We start from the raw sequence: 20,075 nt of genomic DNA, 5'->3' as shown, positions 1-20,075 counted from the left end.
CGGGCGCCGCAGTTCGGCGCACGGCGCATAAATCAATGCTGAACGACGCCAGCAAACACCGCTATCGTATGCGGCTTCCGTGAGCCGCCTTCAGCCACATGAGCCAGACCGACGCTTTGCCCGTTGCCGAGCAACACGCTGCCGTTGATTAAGCCCCGCATGCGCATGGCGCCTGCGAGAACTGCAGCACCGCGCTGCATGGCCATTACTGCCATGCCTGCGGGCAGTCCTCGCACAACCCGCTCAAGCATCTTGGCCACGCCATCGAGGAAGTGTTCGAGTCGTTCTGGCACCTGGACGGGCGCATCTTCCGCACGCTGCGCGACCTGCTGGTGCCAGGCCGGGTCGCGCTCAACTACCTCCGCGGCCAGCGCGTGGGCTACGTGCAGCCGCTGCGGCTGTTCGTGATCCTGACCCTGTTCACGTTCTTCGTCGGCAAGCTGACCCTGCATGTCGACGACATGACCCTGAACGGCGGCGACAACACGCTGTTCGCCAACGCGCAGACCGTGCAGGAAGTGGAGGCGATACGCGCGGCGCAGCAGGCCGGGATCGAGCGCCAGCTGGCGGCTTCGCCCGCGGCCACGCCGGCATTCACGGTGGCCATGGCCGCGCTGAACACCGCCGCTGCACGGCGCACCTCCGAACTGCGCGGGCAGCCGGCGCCCGCGCCGGACAACGTGGCCTCGGCGATGACGCGCGCGGCGCAGGCGGCGGGCCAGGCCACCGGGCGCCAGGAGGCTACCGTGTTCGACTCCGACATCAACGGCAGACCCTGGGATCCGCAGACCAATCCGGTGGTGGTACAGGGCATGCCGGCATTCTTCAACCACTGGCTCAACCAGCGCCTGGCCAACGGCAAGGCCAACGTGGAACGCATGGGCGGCAAGACCGACCTGTACGTGCAGGCCTTCCTCACCGCCCTGCCCGGCGCGCTGTTCTTCCTGATGCCGGTGTTCGCGCTGGTGCTGCGCGTGGCCTACCTGGGCCGCCGCATCGGCTACCTCGAACACCTGGTGGTGGCGCTGTACAGCCATGCCTGGCTGATGCTGGTGCTGCTGGCCACGTTCCTGACGATCGGCGTCACCGGCGCCATCGGCAACCGCGTGGTGAACGCCATCGGTGATGGCATCCACGTGGTGCTGTGGCTGTCGGTTCCCGTCTACCTGCTGTGGATGCAGCAGCGCGTGTACGGCGGCCGCGGGTGGGCGACGCTGGCGCGCTACGTGTTCATCGGCGGCATCTACTTCTGGCTGGTGATCCTGGGAGTGACGTACGCGGCGCTGGCCGGGGTGTCGTCCTGAGCGGCCGGACGCGGGCTCACACCCAGCCCTGGGCCACCAGCTCGCGCTTGACGTAGGCGTAGAACACCGGCGCGGCGACCAGCCCGGACAGGCCGAACGCCGCTTCCATCACCAGCATCGCCAGCAGCAGTTCCCAGGCATGGGCGCGGATCTCGCCGCCGACGATGCGGGCGTTGAGGAAGTACTCCAGCTTGTGGATCACCACCAGGAACAGCAGCGCGGCCACCGCGACGTAGAACGACACCGACAGCGCGACGATGGTGATCACGGTGTTGGAGATCACGTTGCCCACCACCGGCAGCAGGCCGGCGAGGAAGGTGATCAGCACCAGGGTCTTGGCCAGCGGCAGGTGCACGCCCAGCAGCGGCAGCACGCCCAGCAGGAAGATCGCGGTGAACAGGGTGTTGAGCAGCGAGATCTTGAGCTGGGCGAACACCACCTGGCGGAACGCGGTGGCCAGGTGGCTGGTACGGCCGACCAGTTCCCGCGCCAGCGGCCCCATGCGTGGCAGCGGCAATTCGTCGTACAGCGCGATCATCGCGCCCAGCACCATGCCGATCAGCACCCGCACGCCGATCTGCACCGCCGAGGTGCCGGCGACGCCGAGCTGGCGGCGGTGCTCGGCCACCCATTCGTTCACCCCGGCGCGCAGCGCCTGCATGTCCTCGGGGATATACGGCTGCAGCAGCGGCGGCACCTGGTGGCGCGAGGTATTGAGGATTTCCATCAGCTGCGCCAGCAGCGCGTCCGGCCCGCCGGTTTCGTTGCGGAAGAACGACACCACCGCGATGATCGCCAGGCCCAGCAGGCCGATCACCGCCACCGACAGCACGGCCACCGCCATCGCCCGCGCCCGGCCCGGCGGCAGCCGGCCCTCCACGGTCGAAGCCAGCACGTGGCTGAGGTGGAACACCAGCAGGCCGGACAGCAGGGTGACCACCAAGCCCAGTTCCAGCACCGCCCACATGCCCAGCAGCATCAGCACCCAGGCGGCGATGCGCGCCGGCGGCGTCGCTGGCTTCAGGGGGAGGAGGTCGGTCACTGCGGCAGGCCCGTCGAAGATGCGCCATGGTAGGCGATCACGCTGCCGCCAACCGTGCCGATGCGGCGCTTCCCGGCAGGCGCGGGCGCGGGCGGGAAAGGCCGCCGCCCGGGGCCGGCGCTCAGTCGCCGGGCGGGGCCTGGCAACCCTCCTGCTGCGCACAGAAGCGCGCCGCGCGGCGGCGCTGGTCCTCGCTCAGCTCCGGCGGTGGGCGGGCGATGGCCGACTGGATCTGGTCGCGGCCGCCGGTCAGCTTGTGCAGGCCCTTGGCGGCGGCCATCAGGCCGTAGCTGATGCCCATCAGCAGGTAACCGCCGCTTTGGCTGACCTGCTCGGGCGTGGGCGGTTCGCTCCATGAACGGCTGAAGCGGTTGGGCTCGACCTTCACCGGGTTGCGGAAGCGGTACAGGTCCAGCGGCGTGTCGTCCTCGGGCTTGAGCGCGCGCACTTCCTCCAGCGTCCTCACCGCGTCCGTGGACGCCGCCGCAGGGTCGGCCGCGGGGTCCGCCGCGGGCACCGGATCCACGGCCGCTGGCGACGCCTGTTGCGCCTGCGCCGCGCCCACCAGCACCATCCCCGCCAACACCATTGCGTATCTTCGAGGCCTTGCCACCGTTCCTGTCCCTGCCGGTTGCCGAAGCAGGCAGCATACGGGCGCCACCTTCAGATTGCGTTGGCGGCGTGCCGGGCGTTCAGCCTGCATGGGTCTCACAGGCTGAGACGGCGCCGTGCTTCCATGCCGTCTTTGGATCGGCACTACCGGCATGGCGTTCTCCCTCGCTCCCCGCACCGAAGCCAGCGAACGGGCGCTGGCCACCACCGACGGCCTGCCCTCGCGCGACGGCGCGCTGCTTGGCCAGCGGCTGGCACGGCGCTACCGCGACCGCGTCACCGGCAGCTTCACGATCCCGGGCCGCGAAGGCAGCCATGCGCCGATCCCCGACGACGTCCCCGAGGCGCTGCAGGCCGCGCTCCGGGCGCGCGGCATCGAACAGCTGTACTCGCACCAGGCCGACGCCTGGAACGCCACCCAGCGCGGCGAGCACGTGGCCGTCGTCACCCCGACCGCGTCGGGCAAGTCGCTGTGCTACACGCTGCCGGTGGTGAGCGCGGCGATGCAGGGCAACGCCAAGGCGCTGTACCTGTTCCCGACCAAGGCGCTGGCCCAGGACCAGGTGGCCGAGCTGCTGGAGCTCAACCGCGCCGGCGACCTCGGCGTGAAGGCCTTCACCTTCGACGGCGATACGCCCGGCGACGCGCGCCAGGCGATCCGCCTGCACGGCGACATCGTGGTCAGCAACCCGGACATGCTGCACCAGGCGATCCTGCCGCACCACACCAAGTGGGCGCAGTTCTTCGAGAACCTGCGCTACGTGGTGATCGACGAGATCCACACCTACCGCGGCGTGTTCGGCAGCCACGTCACCAACGTGATCCGCCGGCTCAAGCGCATCTGCGCGTTCTACGGCGTGCACCCGCAGTTCATCCTGTGCTCGGCCACCATCGGCAACCCGCATGCGCATGCCGAGGCGCTGGTGGAAGAACAGGTGCATGCGATCACCGAGAGCGGCGCACCCAGCGGCCCCAAGCACGTGCTGCTGTGGAACCCGCCGGTGATCAACCCGGACCTGGGCCTGCGCGCCTCGGCGCGCTCGCAGGCCAACCGCATCGCCCGCATCGCGATCAAGAGCGGGCTCAAGACGCTGGTGTTCGCGCAGACCCGGCTGATGGTGGAGGTGCTGACCAAGTACCTGAAGGACATCTTCGACAACGACCCGCGCAAGCCGGCGCGGATCCGCGCCTACCGCGGCGGCTACCTGCCCACCGAGCGCCGCGAGGTGGAGCGGGCCATGCGCGCCGGCAGCATCGACGGCATCGTCAGCACCTCGGCGCTGGAGCTGGGCGTGGACATCGGCGCGCTCGACGTGGTGGTGCTCAACGGCTACCCCGGCAGCGTGGCGGCGACGTGGCAGCGCTTCGGCCGCGCCGGCCGCCGCCAGCAGGCCGCGCTCGGGGTGATGGTGGCCAGCAGCCAGCCGCTGGACCAGTACGTGGTGCGGCACCCGGACTTCTTCGCCAACGCCACCCCCGAGCACGCGCGCATCGCCCCGGACCAGCCGCTGATCCTGTTCGACCACATCCGCTGCGCGGCGTTCGAGTTGCCGTTCCTGAGCGGGGAGCCGTTCGGCCCGGTCGACCCGCTGGTGTTCCTGCAGGCGCTGGCCGAAACCGGCGTGGTGCACCAGGAAGGCGAACGCTGGGAATGGATCGCCGACAGCTACCCGGCCAACGCGGTGAGCCTGCGCGCGGTGGCCGATGGCAACTTCGTGGTGGTGGACCGCAGCGACGGCAAGCAGCAGATCATCGCCGAGGTGGACTATTCCGCCGCCGCGCTGACCCTGTACGAAGGCGCCATCCACATGGTGCAGAGCACGCCCTACCAGGTCGAGCGGCTGGACTGGGACGGGCGCAAGGCCTACGTCACCCGCACCCACGTGGACTACTACACCGACAGCATCGACTTCACCAAGCTCAAGGTGCTGGACCGCTTCGACGGCAATGCCGCCGGACGCGGCGATTCGCACCACGGCGAGGTGCACGTGGTGCGGCGCGTGGCCGGCTACAAGAAGATCCGCTACTACACGCACGAGAACATCGGCTATGGCCCGGTCAACCTGCCCGACCAGGAGCTGCACACCACCGCGGTGTGGTGGCAGCTGCCGCAGGCCACCCTGCTGCGCAGCTTCGCGCAGAAGCAGGACGCGCTCGACGGCTTCCTCGGCGCGGCGTACGCGCTGCACATCGTCGCCACCGTGGCGGTGATGGCCGACGCGCGCGACCTGCAGAAGGCGGTGGGCAATGGCGACGGCGCGTGGTTCGCGGTGGCCGACCAGAGCGGCCGCGGCCAGCTGCGCGGCAACGAGAGCGGCGACGGCGCGGTGGAGCTGATGCAGAGCTTCGTGCCCACCGTTTACCTGTACGACAACTTCCCCGGCGGCGTGGGCCTGAGCGAGCCGCTGTGGCAGCGCCAGGCCGAACTGGTGCAGCGCGCGCTCGAGCTGGTGGAGCGCTGCGACTGCAGTGCCGGCTGCCCTGCCTGCGTCGGCCCGGTGCTGGCCGCGCAGGAACAGGGCCAGGGCGAAGCACCGCGCTCGCTGGCGTTGAAGGTGCTGTCGCTGCTGTCGGCCGAGCGCTGCGCGCAGGTGCCGGCGGTCACGGCCGACGCCGTGGACGAGGCGCTCGACCTGCTGCCATGAGCGTCAGCCTGGACAAGCTCAAGGCGCTGCGCAGGCAGGCCGGGCATGCCGATGCCGCCGTTGCCGCCGCGCCTGCGGCGGCGCTGCCGGGCCCCGCGCCATCGGCCACGGAACCGGCCCGGCCGCCGCCCCCGGCAATGCCTGCGCCTGCGCCGTGCGCCGCACCGGCGCCGGAAGCGCCCGCGGCGTGGCCGCAGGCGCCGCTTCCGCAACGCCATGACGCCGCGCCGAGGCCAGCATCGCCACCACGCGGTGACTCGGTGTTCGGGTGGGTCGAGCAGATCCGGCACAAGCCCGCGGCCGTGCCAGCGCGCACGCCCGACAGCGATGGCCTGCGCCGCCTGCTGGCCACGCGCGGGCGCGTGGTGGCCACGGCGCCGCGCCTGCCACGCAACGGCCCGGTCGACCGCGCGCTTCCAGGCACCGAGATCGCGCCCGGCCTGCATCTGGTCGAGGCCTTCCTGCCGCAGCCGGTTCCGGCGCAGCCGCTGTCACTGGCGTTCAGCAGGCGCCCGGACGACACCGTGCGGCCGCAGGACCTGCTGTTCTTCGACACCGAGACTACCGGCCTGGCCGGCGGCACCGGCACCCGCGCTTTCATGATCGGCGCCGCCGACTGGCATTGCGATGCGGCGCGCGGCGAAGGGCTGCGCGTGCGCCAGCTGCTGATGTCCACGATGGGCGCCGAGAGCGCGATGCTGGAGGTGTTCGCCAGCTGGCTGGCGCCGACCACGGTGCTGTCCAGCTACAACGGCCGCTGCTACGACGCGCCGCTGCTGAAGACGCGCTACCGGCTGGCGCGGCGCGGCGACCCGCTTTCCGCGCTGGACCACGTCGACCTGCTGTTCCCGACCCGGCGCCGCTACCGCGGCACGTGGGAGAACTGCCGGCTGGCGACCATCGAGCGGCAGTTGCTGCGCATCCAGCGCGAGGACGACCTGCCCGGTTCCGAGGCACCGGCCGCCTGGCTGGACTATCTGCGCGGCGGCAGCGCGCGCAACCTGCGCCGCGTCGGCGAACACAACCACCAGGACGTGGTGACGCTGGCGCAGTTGTTCCTGCGCCTGGTGCAGGCCGAGGCCGACGAGCGGGCATCCTCGCTGGCCCCATAGAGGCGGGGCATGCCCTGCAGGGCGTTGCCGGGCAAGCCCGGCACCTACGCGACGTGGAGGCGGGGCCCGCCCTCCTTCGCATTGCAATGCCAGGCCCCGTAGAGGCGGGGCTTGCCCCGCCTTCACGTTGCAATGCCGGCGCCGACCCGCGCCGGCGAGGGCTCCTCACCCGCGGACCGGCTGCGCCAGACCGTCGCGGATCGCCTGCTCGATCAGGCGCTCGGCCTCGCGCTGGGCACGCACGCTGGCGGCGGCCTGCTGGCGGCCCAGCTCGGCCTGCTGCCTGCCCAGTTCCGCCTGCCGGCGCGCCAGTTCACGCATCTCCTCGCGCATGGCCGGGGTGTCGATCTGCGCGCGCAGTTTCTCGGCCTCGCGGCGGGCGGCTTCGGCCTGTTCGCGGCTCGTCGTGGCGTCCCCGCCGTGCGCGGCCAACGCCAGTTCCGCCTGGCGCGCGGCCAGCTCGCCGATGCGGGCGCCAATGTCACCCATGCGCCCGCCGATCTCGCCCTGGCGTTCGCCCAGCTTGCCCTGGCGCTCGCCAAGGCGGCCCTGCTGCTCGCCCAGCCGCGTGGTTTCGGCGAAGGCCTGCTCGAACCGCGACAGCACCCCGGCATCGCGCACCACGTAGGCGCGGCCATCGCGACGCAGCAGCAGCACGCCGTTGCCGTCGTCCAGCCGGCGCGCCTGCTCCAGATCGGCCATCGAGCCGTTCATCACGCTGTGCTCGTCTTTCAACAGCACGTAGCCGTTGCTGCTCGGGCTCTGCGAAAGATGGATCACGCCATGCGTCGACACCGGCGGCGCGGGCGGTGCCGGCGGAGCCTTGGGGGCGGCCGGCGGCGGCGGCGCGGGCAGCGCCGGCGCGGTGCCCTTGGCCCTGATCACGGTGTGCACCACCGAATGGTCGCCTTTGGGCACGGCAGGCGGGCTTGGCACGGCCGGTACCGCGGGGGCCGCGGGCACCGGCGGCGGGGACGGCGGGGACGGCGGTGCCGGCATGGCCACCAGGCGCATCGGCAGCACGCCGACCAGCGCCACCGCGGCGACGATCAGGCCCGCGCCCAGGCGCGGGAAGGACGAGGTGTTCTGCAGCATGAGCAGTCTCCGCTTGAGGCTCAGGTAGGTGGGCGAGGCGCTGGCGAGGCCGGCGCCGGGCCGGGGGCTGACGCCCAGCTGCAGCAGCAGGCGTCCGTAGTGCTGGCGGCAATGGCGGTTGCCGGCGACCACCGCGGCATCGACCGCCGCCTCGCGGGCGATCGCGTACTCGCGGGCCGCCAGGTGCACCAGCGGGTGGAAGAAGAACAGGTGCTGGGCCAGCGCCGGCACCAGCCCCAGCCACAGGTCATGGCGCTGCAGGTGCACCAGCTCGTGGGTCAGGGCCATGTCCAGGTCGTCGTCGCCCATGCGCGGCAGGCCACGCGCCGGCAGCAGCAGCACCGGCCGCCAGGGGCCGACCAGCTGCGGCGAATCGATGGCCGCGCTGAGCATCAGCCGCGGCGCGCGGCGCAGGCCGTGGGCTTCGGCCGCCAGCTGCAACGCGGCATCCAGGCGGCGGTCGTCGCTGGGCCGTGCCGTGCGCAGCAGGGCGCGGCTGGCGCGCCAGGCCGAGGCGGTACGCAGCGCCATCACCAGTACCCCGGCCAGCCACAGCGCCATCACCACGTGCAACCACGACCAGCCGCTTTCCAGCGGCAGTGGCTGCATCACGATCAACGGTTCGGCAGTGGCCTGCGGCTGCGCGGCGGCGGCCTGTTGCACCACGTCGACGGTGGTGTCCAGCGCCGGCAGCACCGGCAGCTGCAACGGCGCGCTCCAGACCAGGCCGACCACCGCCTGCAACGCCACCAGCCACCACAACCCGCACTGGGTTGCCGCCGGCAGTCGCCGCACGCAGCGGCACAACACCCACACCAGCGCGGTGAGCACGACGGTCTGCACGCTGGTGGCGAGCAGGCGATTGCCCAGCAGTTCGAACAGGCTGTCCATGATCAATCCTCCCGGCGCTGCGATTGCAGCCTGCTGACCAGCGCTTCGAGTTCGGCCAGTTCGTTGTCGCTGACCTCGGCCTTCTCCGACATCCACGCCACGAACGGCGAGATCGAGCCCTGCAGGGTCTTTTCGACGAAGCTGCCGACCGCGCTGCTAACCACCTCCTGCTGTTGCGCGGTGGAGCGGTAGCGGTACACGCCCTGGTCCTGCGCGCGCTGCAGGTAGCCCTTGCCGCGCAGCCGCTCCATCATGGTCAGCACGGTGGAGCGGGCCAGGCCGCGCGCCTCGCCGAAGCCGGCGGCGACTTCGCCGACGCTGGCCGGTTCGTTTTCCCCGATGTACTGCAGCAGGGCCAGCTCCTGGTCCCCGATGGTCTTGCGGCGCATGGTCGACTCCGTGACTACATTTGTCGCCACGGTAGTCATGACTACAAATGTAGTCAATAGCCCGGAAGGCATACCGCCCGGTGTCGGGCTGAATGCTTCAGGTTGCGGGGCCGCTCAGGACACCTGGCTGTCGATCTGCCAGCGGGCGAATTCGGCTTCGAACTCCGGCAGGTCCAGCAGGCCCAGGCACGCCTGCGCACCGACCGGCAGCGGTTCGCCACGCGCCAGGCGCCGCGCCAGCAGCACCGCGGCGAAGGTGGGGATCTCCGGCCCGTGCAGCATCGGTGCGGTGAGGTCCCAGTGCACCCGATGGGCGACGCCGCCGCGCTGCCCGCGCAGGGTCACGCGCATGCCGCCCAGGTCGGTGCCGAAACGATCGAAGCAGCGCCCGGCGCGGGCGAACGCACCGGCCAGCGCCGCCATCGGCAGCGGCACGCCACGGTGCCGCAGCCAGGCCAGGGCCGCCAGGCAGCGCGACAGCAGCGGCAGTTCCAGCGCGGCACGGAAGCGCACCGTCGACACGCCTGGATGGCGCTGCACCAGCAGGTCGTGATCGGGCACGTCGCAGGGCGAGGCCAGCCGCGGTGCGATGCGCGCGAACGTGACCGGCTGCGGGTCGGCCCAGCCGACGACCGGCTGCCAGCGCCCGTCGATCCAGCAGCGGAACGACTGCCCGCAGTACGACAGCACCGCGCGCACCGTGGCCATGCCCAGCGGCGTGGCCTGCGCCGGCGCGATCACGATGTCGATGGACTGCAGTACGTCCAAGCGCCCGCGCAGCGCATCGACCACCGCGCCGGACAGGGCCGGCAGGGTGCTGGCGCCGCTGATCGCGCTGCGTCCGTGCCGGCGCGCCACGGCATCGAGCTGCGCGGGAAAATCGCGGACGAAATCGCGGCCGTCGGCCAGGTCGATGTAATGCATGCCCGCCTCCAGGCACGCACGCGCGACCCCGTAGTCCTGCCCCTGGAACGGTCCGGCGGTGTGGATGACCAGGTCGGCGCCGGTCGCGCGCAGGTCATCGGCGAACGTCGCCGCGGCCGTATCCAGCCGCCGGCACTGCACCGGCGCCATCTCCACCCCGGGCAGGTTGGCCGACGCGCGCTGCGGGTGGCGCCCGGCGGCGATGACGGTGATGCCCGGGGTCGCCGCCAGCACGCGCACGATGCGCGCGCCGAAATGCCCGTACCCGCCGAGCACCACGACCCGGCAGCCTTCCTGTTGCGACATCGATCCACTCCGCATGCGGCGATGCACGCATTATCGATGGGCATCGCCGTGGCCGTCGCGGCCGGCTTTCATCGCCCGCACACGGCGGCGGCGGCAGGCTCGGCACTCCGCCCCGCCATGGAGTCCGCCATGTACCGCAGCCTGATCCTCGCCGGCACCGTCGTGCTGTCCGCCGCCGCCTGCAGCAGCGCCCCGGTCGCCGGCATCCAGCCCATCGACGGGGTCATCTCCGGCCAATGCCACACCGACATGGTGCTCGGCGCGGCCGGGCTGGCTGCCTCGCCCGCGACGGTAGAGCGCGCGCGGGTGGACAGCGACAGCCTGCAGGTGCAGACGGTGCGCGGTGGCATGCGGCTGCCGACGACCCCGGCCAGCGCCACGTCCGGGGGCGACCGCCTCACCATCGAGGTCGGTCGCGGCAACGCCATCACCGCGCTGCGCTGCGGTTGAACGCGGCGCCTGCGCATGCAGGCGGGATGACGCGCTGCGACGGTACAGGCCTGGAACCAGGCGATATGCTTCGGTGTCCTTCATCAGCACTGGAGTTCCGATGCGAATCCCGACGATGCCGCGCGCCGTGCGCCGCCCCACCGCCCTGATCGCCGCCCTGTCGCTCGTGCTCGCGCTGGGTGCGTGCAAGGGCCCGGCCCCGGAAGAACAGGAGCAGGCGCTGGACCAGGCCAAGCAGGCCGCCGATGCCGCCGCCACCCCGGACCAGGGCGTCGCCACCACGCCGCCGCCGGTGGGCAGCTGCGATGCCAGCCAGGTCGAAGGCCTGGTCGGGCAGGCTTACACCGAGGCGCTGGCCGAGCAGGCACGACAGGACGCCGGGGCCGCCAAGCTGCGCCTGCTAAAGCCCAACCAGCCGGTCACCATGGAGTTCCTGGGCGAGCGCCTGAACATCGAAGTGGATGACAAGGACGTGGTCACCGGGGTCCGCTGCGGCTGACCCGGAACACGCCGCAAAGCCTTGCGGCGCAAGGGTTTGGTTGCTGCCGCAACCATGCGTTGCGGCACCGCAGCATCTGTGTTCTAGTCGAGCGCATCCGGTGGCCTCAACGCTGCGCTCCAGTGACGGGCATGCCGTGCACGCGACAGCAACACGGCCGTGCATGGGGTGCCGCGGTGGACGAGGGTGAGGTGTCGCCGCCCACCCGCGCACCACGAGGCCCAGATGACCCTCCGCACTCGCCAGGGGCTCTACGACCCGCAAGACGAACGCGACGCCTGTGGTTTCGGCATGGTCGCGCAGCTGGACGACCAGCCTTCCCGGCTCCTCGTCGACACCGCGATCGCCGCGCTCTCGCGCATGACCCACCGCGGCGGCGTCGCCGCCGATGGCCTCACCGGCGATGGCTGCGGCCTGCTGCTGCGCAAGCCCACCGTGTTCCTGCGGCGGCTGGCGGAGGAAGCGGGCATCGCGCTCGGGCCGAACTTCGCCGCCGGCGTGGTGTTCCTGCCGCACGACCCCGCGGCCGCGCAGCGCTGTCGCGGGGAGCTGGACGCGCAGCTGCGCGCGGCCGGCTGCCATCCGCGCGGCTGGCGCGAGGTACCCATTGATGCCAGCGTCTGTGGCGAGCTGGCGCGCGACACCCTGCCGGGAATCGAGCAGGTGTTCGTCGATCCCGATCCGGGGCAGGACGCCACGCAGTTCGCGCTGGCGCTGTTCCTGGCGCGACGCCGCAGCGAACAGGCCCTGCGCGATGTCGCCGATTACTACGTCACCACGCTCAGCGCCGACGCCATCAGCTACAAGGGCATGGTGCTGCCGGACAAGCTGAGCACGTTCTACCCGGACCTGCAGCGCCACGAACTGGCCGCCAGCGTGGTGGTGTTCCACCAGCGCTTTTCCACCAACACGATGCCGCGCTGGCCGCTGGCGCACCCGTTCCGCCTGCTCGCCCACAACGGCGAGATCAACACCATCGAGGGCAACCGCCACTGGGCGCAGGCGCGCAGCCGGGTATGGAAGACCCCCAGGTTCGACATCGCCGAGTTCGACCCGGTGATCTCGATGCACGGCTCTGATTCGCAGAGCATGGACAACATGCTCGAACTGCTGGTGGCCGGCGGCATGGAGCTGATCCAGGCGCTGCGCATCCTGGTGCCGCCGGCGACCCAGTCGCTGGAGTTCAAGGACGCCGACCTCGCCGCGTTCTACGAGTTCTACGGCCTGAACAGCGAGCCATGGGACGGCCCGGCCGGGATCGTCGCCTGCGATGGACGCTACGCGGCGTGCACGCTGGACCGCAACGGCCTGCGCCCGGCGCGCTGGATGCTGACCGCCGACCGCCACTTCCTGGTGGCGTCCGAGGCCGGGGTGTGGGAAGTGCCCACCGAGCGCGTGGTACAGAAGGGCAAGCTGGGGCCGGGGCAGATGATGGCCATCGACCTCAAGCGCGGCGACCTGCTCGACTCCGACGCCATCGACCGCATCAACCGCGCGCGCGCCCCGTACAAGCAATGGCTGCACCAGGGCGTGACCTACCTGCAGACCGAACTGATCGACCCCTCGCTCGCCGAGGAGCCGTTCGACGAAGCCACCCTGCGCAGCTACCACAAGCTGTTCCAGCTCACCGCCGAGGAAGTGGAGCAGGTGCTGCGGCCACTGGCCGAGACCGGGCAGGAAGCCACCGGCTCGATGGGCGACGACACCCCCATCGCCGTGCTCAGCCGCCACACCCGGCCGCTGTACGACTACTTCCGCCAGGCGTTCGCGCAGGTCACCAATCCGCCGATCGATCCGCTGCGCGAAGACTGCGCGATGTCGCTGACCACCCAGCTGGGCAGGGAGACCAACATCTTCCATGCCGGGCCGGAGACGGTGAACCACGTCATCCTCAACTCGCCGGTACTGAGCCAGCGCAAGCTGCGGCAGTTGCTGAAGATGGAGCAGTACGTCGAACGCAACCGCCTGATCGACCTGTCCTACAGCGTCGAGGAAGGCCTGGCCGCCGGCATCGCGCGCATCTGCGCGCAATGCGAGCAGGCCGCCCGCGACGGCGCGGTGATGCTGCTGCTGTCCGACCGCTACCCGGTGCCGGAACGGCCGATGGTGCATGCGCTGCTGGCCACCAGCGCGGTGCACCACCACCTGTCGCAGCGGGGCCTGCGCTGCGACGTCAACCTGATCATCGAAACCGGCACCGCGCGCGACGCGCACCACATGGCGTGCCTGCTGGGCTTCGGCGCCACCGCGGTGTACCCGTACCTGGCCTACCAGACCCTGTTCGACATGGGCCGGCGCGGCATCCTGCTGCTGAAGAAGGGCGGCGAGGTCTCGCAGATCGGCCGCAGTTACCGCAAGGGCATTTACAAGGGCCTGAGCAAGATCATCTCCAAGATGGGCATCTGCACCGTGGCCAGCTACCGCGGCGCGCAGCTGTTCGAGATCGTCGGGCTGGACCCGGACGTGGTGCGGCTGTGCTTCCCCGATGCCACCGCGCGCATCGGTGGCGTCGGCCTGGCGCGGCTGGATGCCGAAGCCCGCGAACTCGCCGCGCGTGCCTGGAACGCGCTGGCCCCGGCCGAAGTCGGCGGGCTGCTCAAGTACGTGCACGACGGCGAGTACCACATGTACAACCCGGACGTGGTGCTGACCCTGCAGCGCGCCGCGCGCACCGGCAACGCCGAGGACTGGCGCCGCTACACCGAGGCGGTGCATGGGCGTCCGGTGTCGGCGCTGCGCGACCTGCTGCAGCTCAAGCCGGCGGCCACGCCGGTGCCGCTGGCCGAAGTGGAACCGGCCGAAGCACTGTTCAAGCGGTTCGACACCGCCGCCATCTCGCTCGGCGCGTTGTCGCCGGAAGCGCATGAGGCGCTGGCCATCGCCATGAACCGCCTCGGCGGCCGTTCCAACTCCGGCGAGGGCGGCGAAGACCCGGCGCGCTACGGCACCGAGAAGCGCTCCAAGATCAAGCAGGTGGCCTCCGGCCGCTTCGGCGTCACCGCCGAGTACCTGGTCAACGCCGAGGTGCTGCAGATCAAGGTGGCGCAGGGCGCCAAGCCCGGCGAGGGCGGCCAGCTGCCCGGCCACAAGGTCAACGAGCTGATCGCGCGGCTGCGGTATGCAAAGCCGGGCATCGGCCTGATCTCGCCGCCGCCGCACCACGACATCTATTCGATCGAGGACCTGGCGCAGCTGATCTACGACCTCAAGCAGGTCAACCCCGACGCGCTGGTATCGGTGAAGCTGGTATCGCATGCCGGGGTCGGCACCATCGCCGCCGGCGTGGTCAAGGCCGGCGCCGACCTGATCACCGTATCCGGCCACGATGGCGGCACCGGCGCCTCGCCGATCAGCTCGATCCGCTACGCCGGCGTGCCATGGGAACTGGGCGTGGCCGAATCGCACCAGGCACTTGTGGGCAACGACCTGCGTGGCCGCACCCTGCTGCAGACCGACGGCGGCCTGAAGACCGGGCTGGACGTGGTCAAGGCCGCGCTGCTGGGCGCGGACAGCTTCGGCTTCGGCACCGGCCCGATGATCGTGCTGGGCTGCAAGTACCTGCGCATCTGCCACCTCAACAACTGCGCCACCGGCGTGGCCACCCAGGACGAGCGCCTGCGCGAGGGCCATTTCACCGGCCTGCCCGAGCGGGTGGAGAACTTCTTCCGGCTGCTGGCCGAGGAAGTGCGGCAGTGGCTGTCGTACCTGGGCGCGCGCTCGCTGGATGAGATCGTCGGCCGCACCGACCTGCTGGAGCAGCTGGACGTGGCGCCGCGCGAAGGGGTCAAGGTCGACCTCTCGCGGCTGCTGGCGCCGGCCCGCTACGAAGGCTCGCACTGTGCGGCGCAGCGCCTGTACCAGTCGCCGGACAGCCTGGCCACGCAGATGGACGGGCTGCTGGCCGGGGCGATCGCGCACAAGCGCGGCGGCGAACACCGCTTCCTGATCCACAACACCGACCGTTCGGTGGGCACGCGCCTTGCCGGTGCCGTCGCCCGCGCGCACGGCAACCACGGCATGGAGGACGCGCCGCTGAACCTGCGCTTCCGCGGCACTGCCGGGCAGAGCTTTGGCGCGTTCAACGTCGGCGGGCTGAACCTGGAAGTCGAGGGCGAGGCCAACGACTACGTCGGCAAGGGCATGGCCGGCGGCCGGCTGGTGGTGCGGCCGCCGCGCGGCGCGCGCTTCGAGGCGCGCAATACCGCCATCGTCGGCAACACCTGCCTGTATGGCGCCACCGGCGGCGAGCTGTTCGCCGCCGGCCGGGCCGGCGAGCGCTTCGGCGTGCGCAACTCCGGCGCGCTGGCGGTGATCGAGGGTGCCGGCGACCACTGCTGCGAATACATGACCGATGGCATCGTCGTCGTGCTCGGCAAGGTCGGGCTGAACTTCGGTGCCGGGTTCACCGGCGGGCTGGCCTACGTGCTGGACGTGGACCGCGATTTCGTTGACCGCTACAACCACGAGCTGATCGACATCCACCGCATCTCGGCCGAAGGCTTCGAGAACTACCGCCAGCACCTGCACGCCCTGATCGGCCGTCACCGCGAGCTGACCGGCAGCATCTGGGCACAGCAGATCCTGGACGAGTTCCGCGACTACGTCGGCAAGTTCTGGCTGGTCAAACCCAAGGCCGCGAGCATCGAATCGCTGGCGGCCGCGCTACGCAACGCCGCATGACGCCAGGAGTCCCTTTCCCGCGCACGCAAAGGGACCGCGGCGGGGATGCCGCAACGGCATCCCCGCTCCGCCCCCGCCCCCACTTCACGAGTTGCCCATGAGCCGCAAGCAAGCTTTCCAGTTCCTCGACCTCCCCCGCACCATGCCGCGGCGCATTCCGGTGGAACTGCGTACGTCCGGCGACTGGGGCGAGCTCTACGGCAGGTTCGACAAGGCCGATGCGCAGCACCAGGCCGGCCGTTGCCTGGACTGCGGCAACCCGTACTGCAGCTGGAAGTGCCCGGTGCACAACGCCATCCCGCAGTGGCTGCAGCTGGTGCAGGAAGACCGCATCCACGAGGCGGCGACGCTGTGCCATTCGACCAATCCGCTGCCCGAGGTGTGCGGCCGGGTTTGCCCGCAGGACCGCCTGTGCGAAGGCAGCTGCACGCTGGAGGAATTCGGCGCGGTGACCATCGGCGCGGTCGAGAAGTACATCGTCGATACCGCGCTGGCCAGCGGCTGGAAGCCGGACCTGCAGGCGGTGCAGCCCAGCGGCAGGCGGGTCGCCATCGTCGGTGCCGGCCCGGCCGGGCTGGCCTGCGCCGATCGCCTGGCGCGCGCCGGCATCCAGGCCGTGGTATTCGACCGCTACGAACAGATCGGCGGCCTGCTGCAGTTCGGCATTCCCAGTTTCAAGCTCGAGAAGCGCGTGATCGCGCGCCGTCGCGAGATCCTCGAGGGCATGGGCGTGCAGTTCCGGCTGGGCGTGGAGATCGGCCGCGACACCACCATCGAACAGTTGCAGGCGGACTACGACGCGGTGTTCCTGGGTACCGGCGCCTACCGCTATACCGACGGCGGACTGGTGGGCCAGGACCTGAAGAACGTGCTGCCGGCGCTGCCGTTCCTGGTGCAGAACGGGCGCATCGTCGGCGGCGGCGATCCGCAGGGGCGCCCGATCGCCGGCTGGGAAGACCAGATCACGCTGCCGGACCTCAACGGCAAGCGGGTGGTGGTGCTTGGCGGCGGCGACACCGGCATGGACTGCGTGCGCAGCGCGGTCCGCCTGGGCGCGGCGCGGGTGACCTGCGCCTATCGCCGCGACGAGGCCAACATGCCCGGCTCCGCGCGCGAGGTGGCCAATGCCCGCGAAGAGGGCGTGCGCTTCCTGTTCAACCGCCAGCCGCTGGCGATCGAGGCCGGCGCCGACGACGAGGTGATCGGCGTGACCGTGGTGGAAACGCGGCTGGGCGAGCCCGATGCCAACGGCCGCCGCAATGCCGAACCGATCGAAGGCAGCGAATCACTGCTCGAAGCCGACGTGGTGATCATCGCCTTCGGTTTCTCCGCCACCCTGCCCGGCTGGCTGGCTTCGCAGGGGGTGGAGGCGACCGGCAGCGGCCGCATCGTCACCGGCGGCGCCGGCCGACTGCCCTACCAGACCCACAATCCACGCCTGTTCGCCGGTGGCGATGCGGTCCGCGGTGCCGACCTGGTGGTGACGGCCGTCGCCGAAGGGCGCGATGCCGCGGCCAGCATCATCCGGCTGCTGCTGCACTGAGTCGTGCGTTGCACGGCCGCAGGTCCGGATGCCACGACGTTGCCCGTTCGTCCGGTCCCGACCGGGACGGATGAGGCGCGCATTGTGCGCGGCGCGGACCGGGTGCCTCGCGGGTACCGGAAAGCGCCCGGTGGTCAGCTGGGTGGACGGTGCCCGCGCCCGAGCGCATCGCCCGGTGCGCGGGCACGCGGGCGCGCATCACCTAAGCGCGGCGGCATGCAGCGGACGACTGCGGCTGCGTGCCCCTGCCGCGGGTCCGGCCCTCTCCAGCACGTAAACTCAGTGCGTTCCCACTCCAGCGAGATCTCCATGCGCATCGGCCTGGCCGCCAACCGCCTGCACCACGAACGCGCCGACGCCGCCCTGTTCCGCTGGCTCCGGGCCAGCGCCGGCGGCATCCGCGAGCTCGGCGTCGAACTGCATGCCGTCGGCCGCACCCATGACGCCATCGCCGGTGCCCTGCCCCCCGGCAGCCTGCCCGGCCTGGCACGCTACCCGAACGGCCGCGACGGCGGACTGATGAAGCTGGTCGCCGAGATCGTGGGCATGGGCACGCCCGCACGTACCCTGGACGGCGCGATCTATCTGATCGATCCGGTGGATCCGTCATCGGTGTTCCCCGAGGCCATCGCGCTGAAGCGACAGTGCGTCATCCACGGCAAGCCCTTCATCTCCACGGTGGCCAGCGCCCGCGACTGGGTCGAGATGGAGCGTATCCATGCAGGCCTGCCCGCCGACCCCGGCGCCGACGATCTCCACGACCTGGGCAACCAGACGCTGGCACTGATCGCGCACGACGCCCGCAAGCCGCAGATGCTGGCGTTCGCCGCCGAGCACTTCGACGTGCTGTCGCGGTTCGGCCAGCGCATCGGTACCGGCACCACCGGGCAACGCCTGAACGAGCTGGCCTGGAGCCGCGGCTGGCCCCGCGACCAGGCGTGGATCCAGCGTTTCCAGAGTGGTCCCCTGGGAGGGGATGCGCAGATCGCCGACCGTGTGCTGGAGGGCCGCTGCCAACGCGCGATCTTCTTCGAGGACCCGCATGTCGCGCGCCAGCACGAGGCTGACATCCAGTTGCTGGAGCGGGCGGTGACGACGGTGACGGACAGGGCGGTGTGTATCACCGCGCCCAACATCGCCGCGCGCTGGGCGGTGGCCGCACGGCAACGCGGCGGCATACGCGCTGCACCACTAACCAGCCATAGTGAAGCATCCGGCGGCGCCGTATAGGCACCGGATACACCGACCTGCATCGGAGTTACGGCGTCCTGCTGGCGCGACGGCTTCAGATCCGGCTCAGCGACCCTCACCACGCTGGCCCCGCGTGCGGAGGGCTTTCCGATCCTGCGTTCGACGCAGGAGGCGCGATTGGAGAGGGTGATGTCGAACCGTTTTGGTTTTGGGGGTACGAACGCGACGCTGGTGTTCGGGCGGGTGTGATCTTCGCGTTCTGGCAGCAGTGCTGGAAACAACGGCGCCTTTTGGCGCCGTTGTCGTATGTGCGGTGGGCGCCGATCAGCTTGAGGCTGCACCTGCTCCACGCCTTCGCCTGGGCGGATCGGCTCCGGTGCAGCAGCCAGGCCCGCGTGGCTGCTGGCCTTTCTGTCTGTCCCGCGCCTGCAGGGCGGCCGTCGCAGTGCACTCCTGCAGATCCGAGGGCTCGCACGTGGCGCGTGAGCGAGAGGCAGGCATACAGCTGCTGGAGCGTGCGGTGACGACGACGAGGCGGTATGCATCACCGCACCCAACCTTGCCACGCGCAGGGCGGTTTACCGCCGGGCAACGCCCGCAGCAACGCTGATTTGAGGGGTGGAAAACGACAACGGCGCCGTCAGGCGCCGTTCTGGTCCATGCGACAGCCGGGTTTGGATGTCGCACAAAAGCAAACCCCCGCTGCGTGAGCAGCGGGGGTTTGGGGGTAAAGCCCCTGGCGATGACCTACTCTCGCATGGCTTGAGCCACACTACCATCGGCGCAGCTGCGTTTCACTTCCGAGTTCGGGATGGGATCGGGTGGTTCCACAGCGCTAATTTCACCAGGGAGAGGGTTGGAGGGTCGCTATCCGTTGGAGCAGGATAAAGCGCCAGCCTCTCGTAGGTCTTGTGACGTAGCGTGCACTTGGGTCTATCGACATGTCATGTCGGCCAAGGCAACTTGAGGTTATATGGTCAAGCCACACGGATCATTAGTATCAGTTAGCTCAACGCGTTGCCGCGCTTACACACCTGACCTATCAACCACGTAGTCTACATGGTTCCTTCAGGGGGCTTGTGCCCCGGGAAGTCTCATCTTGAGGCGCGCTTCCCGCTTAGATGCTTTCAGCGGTTATCGCTTCCGAACATAGCTACCCGGCAATGCCACTGGCGTGACAACCGGAACACCAGAGGTTCGTCCACTCCGGTCCTCTCGTACTAGGAGCAGCCCCTCTCAAACTTCCAACGCCCATGGCAGATAGGGACCGAACTGTCTCACGACGTTCTGAACCCAGCTCGCGTACCACTTTAAATGGCGAACAGCCATACCCTTGGGACCGACTACAGCCCCAGGATGTGATGAGCCGACATCGAGGTGCCAAACACCGCC

Annotated in this window: 13 protein-coding genes, 2 rRNA genes and 1 pseudogene (1 of these 16 cut by a window edge); 9 read left to right on the top strand and 7 right to left on the bottom strand. The window is 70.4% G+C overall.

Annotated features, from left to right (window positions below; genetic code table 11):
- Positions 1-272: 272 nt before the first annotated feature.
- Positions 273-1,304: a DUF3667 domain-containing protein gene (locus ACJ7VY_RS00335; protein ID WP_409476112.1), complete on the top strand. Its 1,032-nt coding sequence runs from the start codon at positions 273-275 to the stop codon at positions 1,302-1,304.
- Positions 1,305-1,320: 16 nt separating this feature from the next.
- Here the strand turns inward: ACJ7VY_RS00335 and ACJ7VY_RS00330 are convergent, their stop codons facing one another.
- Together ACJ7VY_RS00330 and ACJ7VY_RS00325 are read right to left on the bottom strand one after the other, a co-directional pair.
- A complete protein-coding gene (locus tag ACJ7VY_RS00330; protein ID WP_237723636.1) occupies positions 1,321-2,286 on the bottom strand; it encodes an AI-2E family transporter in 966 nt (321 codons plus the stop codon).
- Between the two features lie 181 nt (positions 2,287-2,467).
- Positions 2,468-2,920: a hypothetical protein gene (locus ACJ7VY_RS00325; protein WP_409476774.1), complete on the bottom strand. Its 453-nt coding sequence runs from the start codon at positions 2,918-2,920 to the stop codon at positions 2,468-2,470.
- Positions 2,921-3,110: 190 nt separating this feature from the next.
- Between ACJ7VY_RS00325 and ACJ7VY_RS00320 the strand changes: the two genes are divergently transcribed.
- The gene (locus tag ACJ7VY_RS00320; protein WP_409476111.1) at positions 3,111-5,603 is read left to right on the top strand and encodes a DEAD/DEAH box helicase; all 2,493 of its coding nucleotides are present in this window, start codon (positions 3,111-3,113) and stop codon (positions 5,601-5,603) included.
- Complete coding sequence (locus tag ACJ7VY_RS00315; protein ID WP_409476110.1) at positions 5,600-6,715, top strand: ribonuclease H-like domain-containing protein; 1,116 nt, start codon at positions 5,600-5,602, stop codon at positions 6,713-6,715. The genes ACJ7VY_RS00320 and ACJ7VY_RS00315 overlap by 4 nt, the downstream gene beginning before the upstream one ends.
- 165 nt (positions 6,716-6,880) lie before the next feature.
- On the opposite strand, the gene ACJ7VY_RS00310 is transcribed toward ACJ7VY_RS00315, so the two are convergent.
- The 3 genes from ACJ7VY_RS00310 to ACJ7VY_RS00300 form a co-directional block, all read right to left on the bottom strand.
- Entirely contained in the window at positions 6,881-8,701 is a 1,821-nt protein-coding gene (locus ACJ7VY_RS00310) for a M56 family metallopeptidase (RefSeq protein ID WP_409476109.1), read from the bottom strand.
- A gap of 2 nt (positions 8,702-8,703) precedes the next feature.
- Complete coding sequence (locus tag ACJ7VY_RS00305) at positions 8,704-9,090, bottom strand: BlaI/MecI/CopY family transcriptional regulator (protein ID WP_104937634.1); 387 nt, start codon at positions 9,088-9,090, stop codon at positions 8,704-8,706.
- 114 nt (positions 9,091-9,204) lie between these two features.
- The gene (locus tag ACJ7VY_RS00300) at positions 9,205-10,320 is read right to left on the bottom strand and encodes a saccharopine dehydrogenase family protein (RefSeq protein ID WP_409476108.1); all 1,116 of its coding nucleotides are present in this window, start codon (positions 10,318-10,320) and stop codon (positions 9,205-9,207) included.
- A 129-nt stretch (positions 10,321-10,449) separates the two neighbouring features.
- On the opposite strand from ACJ7VY_RS00300, the gene ACJ7VY_RS00295 reads away from it, so the two are divergent.
- From ACJ7VY_RS00295 to ACJ7VY_RS00270, 6 genes and pseudogenes are all read left to right on the top strand, one after another.
- The gene (locus ACJ7VY_RS00295; RefSeq protein ID WP_409476107.1) at positions 10,450-10,770 is read left to right on the top strand and encodes a hypothetical protein; all 321 of its coding nucleotides are present in this window, start codon (positions 10,450-10,452) and stop codon (positions 10,768-10,770) included.
- A gap of 100 nt (positions 10,771-10,870) precedes the next feature.
- Positions 10,871-11,269, top strand: coding sequence for an I78 family peptidase inhibitor (locus ACJ7VY_RS00290; RefSeq protein ID WP_409476106.1), 399 nt, complete (start codon positions 10,871-10,873; stop codon positions 11,267-11,269).
- Between the two features lie 225 nt (positions 11,270-11,494).
- Positions 11,495-15,949: a glutamate synthase large subunit gene (gene gltB / locus ACJ7VY_RS00285; protein ID WP_409476105.1), complete on the top strand. Its 4,455-nt coding sequence runs from the start codon at positions 11,495-11,497 to the stop codon at positions 15,947-15,949.
- A 97-nt stretch (positions 15,950-16,046) separates the two neighbouring features.
- The gene (locus ACJ7VY_RS00280; RefSeq protein ID WP_161615563.1) at positions 16,047-17,492 is read left to right on the top strand and encodes an FAD-dependent oxidoreductase; all 1,446 of its coding nucleotides are present in this window, start codon (positions 16,047-16,049) and stop codon (positions 17,490-17,492) included.
- Between the two features lie 309 nt (positions 17,493-17,801).
- Positions 17,802-18,722: a methylglyoxal synthase gene (locus ACJ7VY_RS00275; protein WP_409476773.1), complete on the top strand. Its 921-nt coding sequence runs from the start codon at positions 17,802-17,804 to the stop codon at positions 18,720-18,722.
- A gap of 45 nt (positions 18,723-18,767) precedes the next feature.
- Positions 18,768-18,932, top strand: a pseudogene (locus tag ACJ7VY_RS00270) (beta-ketoacyl-ACP synthase I); the annotation flags it as partial.
- 485 nt (positions 18,933-19,417) lie between these two features.
- Here ACJ7VY_RS00270 and rrf read toward each other — a convergent pair.
- A 5S ribosomal RNA gene (gene rrf / locus ACJ7VY_RS00265) occupies positions 19,418-19,532 on the bottom strand.
- A gap of 124 nt (positions 19,533-19,656) precedes the next feature.
- Positions 19,657-20,075, bottom strand: a 23S ribosomal RNA gene (locus tag ACJ7VY_RS00260); it runs 2,459 nt beyond the window's last position.

Origin of the sequence: Stenotrophomonas sp. Y-13, from assembly GCF_046267925.1 — a bacterium.
GTDB lineage: Bacteria > Pseudomonadota > Gammaproteobacteria > Xanthomonadales > Xanthomonadaceae > Stenotrophomonas > Stenotrophomonas acidaminiphila_A.
The sequence above is the reverse complement of the archived record's forward strand: the minus strand, read 5'-3'. Positions and strand labels throughout refer to the sequence as shown.